11 protein-coding genes are annotated in these 12,432 nt (G+C 65.5%); 6 read left to right on the top strand and 5 right to left on the bottom strand.

Features of this window, described 5'->3' with window-relative positions; translation table 11 throughout:
- Positions 1 to 426 carry a MarR family winged helix-turn-helix transcriptional regulator gene (locus EWM63_RS00810; RefSeq protein WP_229487655.1) on the bottom strand — a complete coding sequence of 142 codons (426 nt, stop codon included), beginning with the start codon at positions 424 to 426 and terminating at the stop codon, positions 1 to 3.
- Between the two features lie 227 nt (positions 427 to 653).
- The gene (gene glf, locus EWM63_RS00805; RefSeq protein WP_130184852.1) at positions 654 to 1,808 is read right to left on the bottom strand and encodes a UDP-galactopyranose mutase; all 1,155 of its coding nucleotides are present in this window, start codon (positions 1,806 to 1,808) and stop codon (positions 654 to 656) included.
- A 39-nt stretch (positions 1,809 to 1,847) separates the two neighbouring features.
- Between glf and EWM63_RS32780 the strand changes: the two genes are divergently transcribed.
- Positions 1,848 to 1,970, top strand: a complete 123-nt coding sequence (locus EWM63_RS32780) for a hypothetical protein (protein WP_259772499.1) — start codon at positions 1,848 to 1,850, stop codon at positions 1,968 to 1,970.
- Between the two features lie 141 nt (positions 1,971 to 2,111).
- Entirely contained in the window at positions 2,112 to 2,315 is a 204-nt protein-coding gene (locus EWM63_RS00800; RefSeq protein ID WP_130184851.1) for a hypothetical protein, read from the top strand.
- Here EWM63_RS00800 and EWM63_RS00795 read toward each other — a convergent pair.
- The 3 genes from EWM63_RS00795 to EWM63_RS00785 form a co-directional block, all read right to left on the bottom strand.
- Positions 2,288 to 3,382: a calcium:cation antiporter gene (locus tag EWM63_RS00795; protein WP_130184850.1), complete on the bottom strand. Its 1,095-nt coding sequence runs from the start codon at positions 3,380 to 3,382 to the stop codon at positions 2,288 to 2,290. The genes EWM63_RS00800 and EWM63_RS00795 overlap by 28 nt on opposite strands.
- A 366-nt stretch (positions 3,383 to 3,748) precedes the next feature.
- Positions 3,749 to 7,489: a TonB-dependent receptor gene (locus tag EWM63_RS00790; RefSeq protein ID WP_130184849.1), complete on the bottom strand. Its 3,741-nt coding sequence runs from the start codon at positions 7,487 to 7,489 to the stop codon at positions 3,749 to 3,751.
- A gap of 145 nt (positions 7,490 to 7,634) precedes the next feature.
- Entirely contained in the window at positions 7,635 to 8,651 is a 1,017-nt protein-coding gene (locus EWM63_RS00785; RefSeq protein ID WP_130184848.1) for a pectinesterase family protein, read from the bottom strand.
- Between the two features lie 223 nt (positions 8,652 to 8,874).
- Between EWM63_RS00785 and EWM63_RS00780 the strand changes: the two genes are divergently transcribed.
- From EWM63_RS00780 to EWM63_RS00765, 4 genes are read left to right on the top strand one after another with little or no spacing between them, the layout of a single operon-like run.
- Positions 8,875 to 9,210, top strand: a complete 336-nt coding sequence (locus EWM63_RS00780; protein WP_130184847.1) for a UxaA family hydrolase — start codon at positions 8,875 to 8,877, stop codon at positions 9,208 to 9,210.
- A 2-nt stretch (positions 9,211 to 9,212) separates the two neighbouring features.
- Positions 9,213 to 10,436 carry a UxaA family hydrolase gene (locus tag EWM63_RS00775; RefSeq protein WP_130184846.1) on the top strand — a complete coding sequence of 408 codons (1,224 nt, stop codon included), beginning with the start codon at positions 9,213 to 9,215 and terminating at the stop codon, positions 10,434 to 10,436.
- On the top strand, positions 10,436 to 11,479 hold the full coding sequence (locus EWM63_RS00770) for an aldo/keto reductase (RefSeq protein ID WP_130184845.1): 1,044 nt from the start codon (positions 10,436 to 10,438) through the stop codon (positions 11,477 to 11,479). Before EWM63_RS00775 ends, EWM63_RS00770 begins: the two co-directional genes overlap by 1 nt.
- 47 nt (positions 11,480 to 11,526) lie before the next feature.
- Positions 11,527 to 12,399, top strand: coding sequence for a fumarylacetoacetate hydrolase family protein (locus EWM63_RS00765; protein ID WP_130184844.1), 873 nt, complete (start codon positions 11,527 to 11,529; stop codon positions 12,397 to 12,399).
- The last annotated feature ends 33 nt before the right edge of the window (positions 12,400 to 12,432 follow it).

Here is a 12,432-nt window from a genome sequence, read left to right as displayed (position 1 = left end):
TCAGCCTTTCGCGCGGCCTGCCAGCAGCCCGTCCAGATGGGTGAGCACGCGCACGCAGGCTTCGATATCGGCCTGCGGCAGCCCGGCGAACAGCTCGCGGCGGAATGGCAGCAGCAATTCTTCCAGCTGGGCCGCGCAGTGGCGCCCCTCGGCCGTCAGGTGCAGCGTCTTCGCGCGCCGGTCGGCCGGATCGTCCTGGCGCGTCACGAGGCCGGCCGTCACGAGCTGGTCGATGATGCGTACCAGCGACGGCGGCTCGACGCCCAGCGCCTCGGCCACCGTACCCGGCCGCACGCCATCGCCGAGCCGGGCAATCATCACCACGGGCCAGCCACTGGCGTGCGACAGGGCGAAATTGCCGGCCACCCGGTCCGCCGCCGCCTTGTAGGCACGCGCCGAGTGGATCAGCGTGTGGGTGAGGGACATCAGGGTCTTGTCGAGATCGGGCATTGCGCTGGCTTTCGATTAGGATACGAAAGTTTAGCATCCTAAGTAAAAGCTTGCAATGTACCGGCGAGGAGAGCGTGACGATCGAAGGGAAGGAAGGAGAGAACGGGAAAGGCGAAAAGCGGAAAGAGAAGAGTCATGCGCAGGGTGCCTGCGCATGAAAAGCCAGGCCGGTTCAGCGACCGGCCGTGGCTGTCAGCGGCGGATCAACCCAGCGGGTTGATGACGAACGCCGGCATCTGTGCCTTCTCGTTCGCGCATTCGAGGAACTTGTCGGCCGTCTTCAATGCCTCGTCGATGGTGACGTCCATGTCGAGGTAGCGGTAGGTACCCAGGCGGCCGATGAAGGTCACGTTGGGTTCGTCGTTCGCCAGGTTCACGTATTTTTCCAGCTGCACCTTGTCGCGCGCCAGGCGGATCGGGTAGTACGGCGTGTCGCCTTCCTCGCACTGCCGGCTGTACTCGAAGTAGCAGACGGTGCCTTCATGCTGTTCCCACGGCGAGAAGTGCTTGTGCTCGGTGATGCGCGTGTAGCGCTGGGCATTGTCGCAATAGTTGATCACGGCATTGCCCTGGTAGTCGCCCTGGTCGCGGTGCACTTCGAAGTCCAGCGTGCGGTAAGGCAGGCGGCCTTCGCGGTGGCCGAACCAGGCATCGATCGGGCCGCTGTAGAACACGTGGGCATAATCGGACTTCTGTTCCGGCTTGAATGGCGTGTTCAGGTGCACGGTGATGCCCGGCACGTCGAGGATCTTTTCCACGATGGCCGTATAGCCATCCTTCGGCATGCCCTGGTATTTGTGGCTGAAATAATTGTCGTCGTAGTTGAAGCGCACGGGCAGCCGTTTCAGGATGCTGGCCGGCAGCTCGGTAGGGTCGAGGCCCCACTGTTTCACCGTGTAGGTCTTGAAGAAGGCCTCGTACAGATCCCTGCCGACAAAGCGCAGCGCCTGGTCCTCGAACGTGACCGGGTTCTCGATCGTCTTGTCGCCCTGTTCGGCCAGGAACTCCTGCGCCTCGGCCGGCCGCAACGTCTTGTTGAAGAACTGGTTGATCGTCAGCAGGTTGATCGGCAGCGTGTAAACGCGGTTGTTCGTGATCGCCTTCACGCGGTTCACGTAAGGCTTGAATTCGGAAAACTCGTTAACGAACTTCCATACCCGCTCGTTATCGGTATGGAAGATGTGCGGGCCATAGATGTGGACCATCACATTGGTTTCGGCATCGCGCTCGGAATGGCAATTGCCCGCGATATGCGACCGTGATTCGAACACTTCGACTTGGTAGCCCGCTTTCGCGAGCTGGTGCGCGATAACCGCGCCGGAGAAGCCTGCCCCGATAATAGCTACGTTCTTTGTCATCACGCTCACTTGATTTAGGGTGGTTGAAATGCGTAGTTAATGAAATACCTGAAGAAACACCTGAAGAAATACCTGAAACTGGAATGCCTGAACTGCATGCCTGAATACGGTGTCGCCTTTGCGGCTCCGGATGCCGGACGACGTGGCAACTTTACCATGTAAAAAAAACAAGCGTTGCACGTTAGCGTGGCGAATTCACAAACGCGCGCCGCGTGGTCCGTTTCGTACGTGGCCGCACATAGGCCGCCCCGGCCGTCGCATAAGATCGGCCCGCTGCTTGACTTGATTACGAGCGGAGTCCACGTGAATGGAGACGTACTGATCATCGCTGGCGGGCTGCCCGCGCCGCGCCTGACGATGCCCGACAATCTGTCGATGGCCCGGCTCGGCCTGGCCGGCGTGCTGTTCACGGAAACCGTTGTGGCGGGGTTCGACGGGCTGACGTGGCTCGTGCGCAAGCTCGCCAGCGAGCCCCGAGGTCAGGGCACGATCGTGATGAACAGGTAGACGGCGAAGATCACCACGTGCACCATGCCCTGCATGATCGTCGTGCGGCCATTGCCCAGCGAGATGGTGGCCACGATGACCGACAGCAGCAGGAGCACGGTCGACTTGACGTCGATGCCCAGCGACAGCGTCCAGCCGTTCAGCAGCGACACGATGGCCACCGCGGGGATCGTCAGGCCGATGCTGGCCAGCGCGGAACCGAGCGCCAGGTTCAGGCTCGTTTGCAGCCGGTTCGCGCGCGCCGCCTGGAACGCGGCGATCCCTTCGGGCAGCAGCACGACGGCCGCGATGATGATGCCCACCAGCGCCTTCGGCGCGCCGAGCGCCAGCACGGCCGCTTCCAGCGGCGGCGACAGCGACTTGGCCAGCAGCACCACGCTGCCCAGGCAGGCCAGCAGCAGTGCGCTGCTCCACCACATGACTTTGGCGGATGGCGGCGGCGCGTGCACGGCCTCGTCGGCGGTGGCCACTTCGGGCAGGAAGTAATCGCGGTGCCGCACGGTCTGCACCAGCACGAAGGTGCCGTACAGCACGAGCGAGACCACGGCGATGAACACCAGCTGGCTGCTGCTGTAGGAAGGGCCCGGCGTCGTCGTCGTGTAGTTCGGCAGCACCATCGTCAGCACGGCGATCGCGGACAGCGTGGCCAGCGCGGCGGAGACGCCACCCTGGTTGAAGCGCTGCTCGCCATGGCGCCGCCCGCCGGCCAGCAGGCAGATGCCGACCATGCCGTTCAGGATCAGCATCACGGCTGCGAACACGGTATCGCGCGCCAGCCCCGTGGTCGATTCGCCGCCGGCGATCATCAGCGACACGATCAGCGCCACTTCGATCGACGTGACCGCCACCGCGAGCACCAGCGTGCCATACGGTTCGCCGATCCGGTGCGCCACCACTTCGGCATGGAACACGGCGGCCAGCACGCCGCCGAACAGGCCGGCGGCCAGCAGCGCGACGTACACACCGCCCAGCGCGTCGCCAAGGCCGGCGGCTTTGCCGGCCAACAGCAGCCAGGCGACGATGGGCGCCGCGATCGTCCACGCGGGCAGGGAATTCGATATTTTCATGGGCAGTCTCGTGGTCGTTTCGTTGACGTCAGTGGCCGCCCTGGCAATGCAAGGCTGGCAGGGCGCAGTGTACACGCTCGGCCATGGGCATCTTTACGGCCGCGCCGGCAGGCGGCGGCCAGATGGCCAGCGGCTAGTGGGGCGCGAGCAGGATTCGAAAACAGGGCAGGGGAATGGAACGTCGACGCTGGGCAGCGTGATAGATGCCTGCGCCTGAAGGGGCAGGCGGCATGGGAGAACCGGTCGGTCCGCCGCAGCGGTCTGACACATTTTCCGGATGGAGCGCCCGAAAAAAATGTCAGACACCGGTGTTCGGCAGCCAACGGCTACCGGGTGACGCGATCGGGCTTTCCTTCCCGCAGATCCTTACAGCGTGCGGAACGACACGCCGACCATGATGCGCCGGCCGGCATAGGCGTAGTCCAGCAGGTTCGGTACGCCGTTGCTGAGGGGGGCGTAGTGGGCCTGGCTGTTCGACGTGGTGGCGTTGCCGATATTGCGGCCTTCCAGGAAGAACTCCACGTCCGGGCGCCATTTCCAGGCGATCTTCGCGTCGACGAAGCGCGTGGCGTCCTTGAAGTTCGGCGATCCGGGCGAATAGATCTTCGGCGTGGAATTGTTCACGTTCACGCCCTGCGCCGGATAGTTGATCAGCTCGCGCGGCGCCTGCCCGCATGGCGAGATGCAGGTGAACCAGGCGGCGGCACCCTGCAGTGCCACGCGGGCCGACAGCCGGCCATCGTCGTACCACAGTGCCACGTTGTACTGCGACTCCGATTCGCGCGCCGGCGGCAGCGCCGTGCCGGTCAGCAGGTCGACGATGGACGCGGTCACGTGCTTCGATTTCACCTTCGTGTAGTTGGCATCGAAACCGGTGAAACTCAGCAGGCCAGGCAGGAACGTAAAGGCCGTCTTCGTGGAAAACTCGGCGCCGTTGCGCGTCGAGACCGGGCCGTTCACATACGTGGAATAGTTGAACGGCAGGTCGGACAGCTTGACACCTGTCTGCGGGTCCACCAGGTCGGACCCGGCGAACAGCTGGCCGCCGCTCACGCCCTCGGTGATGAACTGGCCCACCTTGCCCTTCTGGTTGAACCAGGCCAGGCTGAACATCGTGTCGCGGTTCGGGTACCACTCCAGCGACACGTTCTGGTTGACGTTCTTGCGCGCCTGCAGGGCGGGGTTGCCGATCGTGCCGTTGCAGCGTTGCGTGCCATCGGCATCGAGGTCGGCGGCGCGTTCGTCGTAGATGCAGGTGCTGGCCGGCAGCAGTTGCTGGATGGGCGGGCGCGCCACGGTCTTCGCCACGCTGTAGCGCAGCACCAGTTCGTCCGGCCGCAGCCAGGTGGCCAGGTTCAGGCTGGGCAGCACGTCCGTCGTGGTGGCATCGACCGCCGTGTTCTGCACGATCGACGACTGCACGTAGCCCGCGGAGTTGTTCGGGTCTTCCGGATCGTACAGCGCCGTCTTCGAATACGACGTGAACGTCATCGTGCCGGTGCCGCTGACGCGGCTGCGCACGTAGCGCACGCCCATGTTGCCATCGAATTCGAGGCCGAACGGCAATGCGCGGTTCGTGAAGGGTACGTGGTCGAGACCGAAATCGGTCATCAGGTAGAACGCATCGATGCGTTCCTGCAGCTTGTTCACGGGCTGGTCGTAGACCTTGCCGTCGGTGCCGGTGCAGGTCTGCACGCAATCCCAGTTGCGGTTGGCGAAGTTGGTGAGCTCGACGGCCTTCGCGATGTCGATGCCCATCCAGTTCTGCGGCAGGATTGCCGGGCGGTCCTTGGCGCCGTGGAAGAACGAAGTGCCGGTGGCCGGCTTGGTCAGCGTCTGCTGGATGATGTTGAGGAAATCCTGCTGCGACAGCACCAGCGTGCTGTCGCGGCCACTGCGCGGGTCGCCCGGCGGATTCATGCCGTACTGGCAGGCGTCGCCGCCCGGCGCCAGCGACGCGGGCGTGTTCTGGCAGCCTTCGAAGCGGTTGTCGACACGGGCCTGCGGCAAGTATACGCCCGGCACGTAACCCTCTTTGCCATAGGTGCCGATCGGTGCCTTGACCATGCGGTCGCCGGCACCGCCTTCCCAGGAATTGCTGTAGCTGTCGCGCAGGTTGAAGCCGGCCTTGAAGCGCTTGAAGAACGGAATGCCTTCCGGCGTCATGTACGTCACGTCCAGCTTGGCCGTGCGCTCGCCCGTCTCGCGGATCTGCGGCAGCCACAGGATACCGGTCGCCATCGTGCGCAGCGGCTGCACGGCGGCCGCATAGTTCGGCCGGAAGATGGTGTTGGTGTTGCCCAGCGCGGCGCCGCCGACGGTGCGCGGGAACAGCGCCGCGTAACCGGCTGGGTCGGCCTGGTTGACGCCGGCCGGGAAATTGAAGCCCCACAGGCCGCTGGGGTCCAGTTCGAACGTGGTCGGGCCCGTGTTGAGCGTATAGCTCATGCGCTGCTGCACGCGGCGGAAGTCGGAACGCGCGTCGGCGAAGAAGAATTCGGCGGTCAGGCCATCGTTCCGGTAGGTGCCGCCCGTCTGCAGGTAGCGGCTGATGGTGCGGGCAAATTCCAGCGTCTGGTCGGGAATCGCCTGGCCATCGGAGACCGTGAACCGGGTCAGGTGGTGGCTCGGGTCGACGAGCACGGAAGCCGGATCGATGTTGGTGACGGCGCCGGGAATGACGTAGTTGTTCGACCGCGTGGAGTAGCCGCCCGGGTAATGGAAGAAGCCGGAGCCGAGTACCACGTTGCGCACGTTGTTGATGGCATCGTCGGCAAAGACCGCGCCCGTGTAGCCCGGCGTGACCAGCGGGTTGGGCAGCTGGTTCGGATTTTTCACGAGGCCCAGCTGGTAGGTCATCTGCTCGATGCGCGTTTCGCGGCGGTTGAAGCTGCCCTTGGCATAGACGGTCAGCTTGTTGTTCACCTTGAAGTCGCCGCGCAGGTCCAGGTTGTCCTTGCGGTCGTGTTCCTTCTTGATGAAGTAGCGCACGTTCGACGGCGTGTAGTCGTTCCACTGGTTCAGGCAGGTGAGCAGCTCGTTGCCGCGCTGCGCCCGCGCCGCGCCCTGGCTGCCGGAAGGAATCAGTGCCAGCTGCGCGGCCGACAGGTCGGGGAACAGGTTGTGGCAATCCTGCTTCGTCTGCGCGCCCGCCGACTTGGTGATCAGCGACAGCGGCGATTCCGAATTCAGGAAGTTCGTGCCGCCCATCGGCGTGCGCAGGATCGGCGTGGTGGCCGTGCTGTCGTCGCTGGCCACGGTGCTGGGCAGGAAACTGTACGTCTTCTCCGGTGAACCGTCGAAATCCAGCAGGCGGTAATAACCCTGCTGGGCCGTCTGCGACACCTGCATCGAATGCGCCTCGTTGTTCAGCGTGCTGTGCGAGGCGTTCAGGATCAGGCCGAGCCGCCCGTCGAGGTATTTGTTCGCCAGGATCAGGTTGGCGTCCGGCTTCCATTTCTTGTCCAGCGAATTGTGGCTGCCGCCCAGCCGCAGCGAGGCGAACGGCTTCTTGAAGTCCAGGCCGGTGCGGGTCTTGATGACGATGCCGCCGCCCAGCGCGCCCTCGGTCATGTCGGCCGTCGATCCCTTCACGACGTCGACACTCTTGATCAGATCGGCGGACAGCTGGCGGAATTCCGTGCCGCGGCTGTTCGCGCCGCCTGTGGCGCCGGCATCGGTGCCGCCGGCCGACTGCACGCTCTGGCCATCGAGTTCCACGCGGGTCAGGTCGGCGCCATTGCCGCGCACGGACACCGTCACGCCTTCGCCATAGTCACCTCGGTCGAGCACGATGCCCGCCATGCGCGAAATGGCTTCGCCCACGTTACGGTCGGGCAGCGAGCCCACGTCCTCGGCCACGATCGAATCCATCGCCGTGGCGGCATTCTTCTTGCGCTCGATGCCCGACTGCTGCGAGGCGCGCGTCGCCACCACTTCGACGCGCTGGATCGCGCCGTTCGCGGCCGGTTCGGCCGGCGCGCCTGTGCTTTGCTGGGCCAGCGCAGCCTGGCTGGCAACCAGCGAAACAAGCGCCAGCGAGACGGCGTGCGTTAAACGTTTAACCCTGAGCGTGCTACCGGGATTGCGGCTGCTGTGCTGGTACATGGTCTCCTCCAATGCGGTTTGATGTTGTGTGCGGGCGTGCCGGGGCCGGCCGCGTATGGCGCTGCTTTTTTCGGTGAAACGGATCGGTGGGCCGCCGGTGCGCGGCCGTGTCGTCACGGCGCCGCTCATGGCGGCGCCGGGCAGGTCACTTCAACCCATGGAGCGGCCGCCAGCCGTCGCTGCCGCCAAGGATGTTCGCGGCCGTGTACTCCCGCGCTTCGGCATCCGTCAGCTGCCGCGACCAGCCGGCCCGCTTGCCGGGATTGGCGCCGTCGCCACGGCTGTTGTATTCCACGTAGCGGGCGGTTTTTTCGTTGTCCGGCTTGCCCCAGTTGTTCCAGCCCTCGGGCCGGATGTGCGCCCCCATCTCGGTGTCGATGAATGCGACGGCGCCGTGCGGCCGCCAGGGCCGGCCCAGGTAGGCCAGCGGCGTGGGTGCCTTCGCTTCGATCCTGCCCGTGGGGTCGACCCAGGGCGCCGGATCGTTCGTCAGCCGGCTGTCGATGAACACGAAGCCGTGCCGGCGTTCCGGCGGCGTGCTGGCCGCCGTGACATAGCCGCCGTTCTTGCTGCGGATCTCGCAGCGCTCGAACACCGCCGTGGCGCTGCCGTAGATGAAGTCGACGCGGCCTTCGATGTACGTGTCGCGGAAGTAGTGGCGGCCATGGTTCAGCATCACCGTATCCTGCCATCCCAGCAGGCGGCTGTTGGTGACCACCGCGCGGTCGCCGTCGATGCGCAAGGCCAGTGCCTGGCCATGGTCGCCCGATGTGTTCCGGAACGTCAGCCTGTCGGCGCGGAAGTCATCCGCCAGCACGACGAGCGCCGTGCCCTTGTGCCGCGGATCGGTACCGGGCGGCTGTTCCTCGTTCGTGTTGACGTGCCAGGTGAGGATCGTGGCGTCCGCCACCTCGCCCTGCAGGGTCACGTTCTTCTTTTCCTTGCGCAGGATTTTCTGGCCGTCGTACACGCCCGGCTTTACGAGGATCACCGTGCGTTCGGCGCTGTTGTCCGGTACCGCGGTAAACGCTTCCTGCACGGTGCGCACGTCGCCGCTGCCGTCCGCGGCGACAACGATCGTGCGGCCCCCGGCGAGCGCGTCGAGGCAGCCGAACAGCAGCAGGGAAGCGCCGACGAGGGCGCGCGTGGTTGCGATATTCATGTCTCCTCCGAAGGGGGATGGTTCGTTGTGTTTGTTCTATTTATTCTAGGAAGATGTCCCGCTGAAGTAAAACGTTTTCTGGCTTCGCGTGCAACAGTGTCGTAAATATGTTTGCGCAATCAATCACGCGAATGATTGCTGTAACCATCGCCGCAGAAATTCGTTGACGGTACTGAATATATTTAATACATTTGATGGCATCGACTCCAACGGAGAGCTTGCGATGCATCCAGATCCCGCGCCGGCGGCGCCCCATCTGCTGTTGATGTCCCCCGAGGACAATTGCCTGATCGCGCGGCTGCAGCTTGCCGCCGGCGACGCCGTGGAGATCGACGGGGCCCGCGTCATCCTGCCGGAAGCCGTGCCGCTGGGCTACAAGGTCGCCCGCGTGGCGCTGCACCCCGGCGACAAGGTGCTGCGCTATGGCGCGCTGATCGGCTCCGTCACGGCGCCGGTGGCGCAGGGCGCGATCCTGCACACGCACAACCTCGCCAGCGACTACATTCCCACCTATACCCTGGACGACGACAGCAAGTCCTTCATCGGGAGCTCCCACTGATCATGAACGATCGTTCCTCACCGCCGGCACTGGCCGGCTACCTGCGCGACGATGGCCGAAAGGGCATTCGCAATGTCGTGGTCGTTGTGTACACGGTCGAATGCGCGCACCACGTTGCGCGCCTCGTCGTCAACGCCTTCCACGGCCAGCCCGTGCACCTGATCGGCTTTCCCGGCTGCTATCCGAACGATTACGCCGACCGCATGATGAAGCGGCTCGTCACGCACCCGAACGTGGGTGCCGCGCTGATCGTATCGCTGGGCTGCGAGAGCTTCAATCGCCGCGGCCTGGAAGAGACCGTGGCGGCCAGCGGCCGGCCGGTGCACACCATCACGATCCAGGAAAACCGCGGCACGCGCACCAGCGTGGCCGATGGCGTGGAATGGGTGCGCTGGGCGCTCGAGGCGCTGGCCGCGCAGCCGCGGGTGCCGATGGGGATGGAGGAACTGGTGGTGGCCACGATCTGCGGCGGTTCGGACAGCACGAGCGGCATCACGGCCAATCCCGCTGTGGGCGTGGCGTTCGACCAGCTGGTGGGCGCCGGCGCCACCTGCATCTTCGAGGAAACGGGCGAACTGGTTGGCTGCGAATTCCACATGAAACGGCGCGCCGCCACGCCCGAACTGGGCGACGCGATCGTGCGTTGCGTGGACAAGGCGGCGCGCTACTACACGGTGCTGGGCCATGGCAGCTTCGCGCCCGGCAATGCGGATGGCGGGCTGACGACGCAGGAAGAAAAATCGCTGGGTGCGTATGCGAAGAGCGGGGCGTCGCCGATCGTCGGCATCCTCAAGCCGGGGGACCTGCCAGAGGTCGGCGGCCTGTACCTGCTGGACGTGGTGCCCGACGGCGAAGTGCGCTTTGGTTTTCCGAACATTTCGGACAACGCCGAGATCGTGGAGCTGCTGTCCTGCGGCGCCCACGTCACGCTGTTCACCACCGGGCGCGGCTCGGTGGTCGGTTCGGCGATCGCCCCCGTCATCAAGGTGTGCGCGAATCCCGCCACCTACGAGCGGCTGGCCGAGGACATGGACGTGAACGCCGGCCGGATCCTGACTGGCCAGGCGTCGCTGCGGCAGGTGGGCGACGAGATCGTCGACCTGGTGGCGCGCGTGGCGAACGGCGAGCCAACCTGCTCGGAAGCGCTCGGCCACCAGGAATTCATCCTCACCTACAAGCAGTTCGAGCCGTCCGGCCCCGGATGCTACCCGTTGAAGGCCGCCTGATGAATGTCCATGACACGCGCATGATTGGGCGTAGTGCAGGGCGCAGTGCAGGGCGCGGTGCCGGGCCCCTGCCACTGACCTGCATGGGCCTGGGCTGCGCCCAGCTCGGCGGCCTGTACGAGCCGATGGACGATGCCGATGCCCGGGCGATCGTCGACGCGGCCTGGGATCTTGGCATCCGCTACTTCGACACGGCGCCGTACTATGGTTTCACGCTGTCCGAGCACCGGCTCGGCGCGGCATTGCGGCAGCGGCAGCGCGCCGACTACGTGGTCAGCACGAAGGTCGGGCGCCTGATGCGGCCCGATCCCACCGTGAACCCGGGCGACTGCGGCTGGGGCGCGCCGCTGCCGTTCCGCCCCGTGTTCGACTACACGTACGACGGCATCCGCCGCTCGCACGAGGACAGCCTGCAGCGCCTGGGCATGGACCGCGTGGACATCCTGTATGTGCACGACATCGGCCGCACGACACACGGCGGCCACGGGCGCCACGAGCACTACTGGAACCAGCTGACCGATGGCGGCGGCTTTCGTGCCCTGACGCAGTTGCGCGACGAGGGCAGCGTGCGGGCCTTCGGGCTGGGCGTGAACGAGTGGGAAGCGGTGGCCGATGCGATGGATGCGTGCGACCTCGATTGCGCCTTGCTGGCCGGGCGCTACACGCTGCTGGAACAGGCTTCCAGGGAGCCGCTGCTGGACCGCTGCGCCGAACGCGGCATCGGCATCGTGATCGGCGGGCCGTTCAATTCCGGCATCCTGGCGGGCACCCGCAAGTTCAATTACGAAGACGCGCCGGCCGATGTCGTCGCCCGCGTCCAGGCGATCGACGCAACGTGCCGCGAGGCCGGGGTGTCGGTGCCGGCGGCCGCGCTGCAGTTCCCGATGGCGCACCCGGCCGTGGTGTCGTGCATTCCCGGCGCGCAGAGCGTGGCGCAGTTGCGCCAGAACGCCGCCTGGTTTGCGCAGCCGATACCGGCCGACCTGTGGGGCGCGCTGGCCGGTCGCGGCCTGATCGACCCACGCGCGCCGGTGCCGGCTTGAACCTTTCTGAATCATTCGATGTGACCAGTAACCCGTAAAGGAAACCCATGAAATTGCTGCGCTATGGCCCGAAGGGCGATGAAAAACCCGGCCTGCTGGACCCGGAAGGGCGGATCCGCGACCTGTCCGGCTATATTCCGGACGTGGAATCGGCTTACCTGGGCAGGGAGTCGCTGGCGCGCCTGAAGGCGCTCGACTGGCGCGCGCTGCCCGCCGTGGCGCCGGCAGCGGCAGCCCGGCTGGCACCGATCGTTGCCGACACCGGCAAGCTCATTTGCGTGGGCCTGAACTACTCGGACCACGCGGCCGAATCGGGCATGGCCGTGCCGAGCGAACCGGTACTGTTCATGAAGGCCACCAGCGCGATCGTCGGCGCGAACGACGCGGTGGTGCTGCCGCGCGATTCCGTGAAGAGCGACTGGGAAGTGGAACTGGGCGTCGTCATCGGCACGCGCGCCCGCTACGTGGACGAGGACAAGGCACTCGACTACGTGGCCGGCTACTGCGTCGTCAACGACCTGTCCGAGCGTGAGTACCAGCTGGAGCGGGGCGGCCAGTGGGATAAAGGCAAAGGCTGCGACACGTTCGGCCCGGTCGGCCCGTGGCTGGTAACGGCCGACGAGGTGCCGGACCCGCAGAACCTCGACATGTGGCTCGAGGTCAATGGCAAGCGCTACCAGCAGGGCAGCACGCGCACGATGGTGTTCACGGTGGCGCAGCTGGTCAGCTACATCAGCCGCTTCATGACGCTGTACCCGGGCGACATCATCAGCACCGGCACGCCGCCCGGCGTGGGCCTTGGCCAGAAGCCCGATCCCGTCTACCTGCGCGCCGGCGACGTGATGCGCCTGGGGATCGCCGGACTGGGCGAACAGCGGCAGGTCGTGCATGCTTGGAACGAGGAATTGCTCGATGCATGACGTATCGAAGCATGACATGATCGACGCATGACG

Origin of the sequence: Pseudoduganella lutea, assembly GCF_004209755.1 — a bacterium.
In the GTDB taxonomy this organism is placed as follows: domain Bacteria; phylum Pseudomonadota; class Gammaproteobacteria; order Burkholderiales; family Burkholderiaceae_D; genus Rugamonas; species Rugamonas lutea.
Note: the sequence above shows the minus strand (reverse complement) of the source record. Positions and strands in the feature narration are given on the sequence as shown.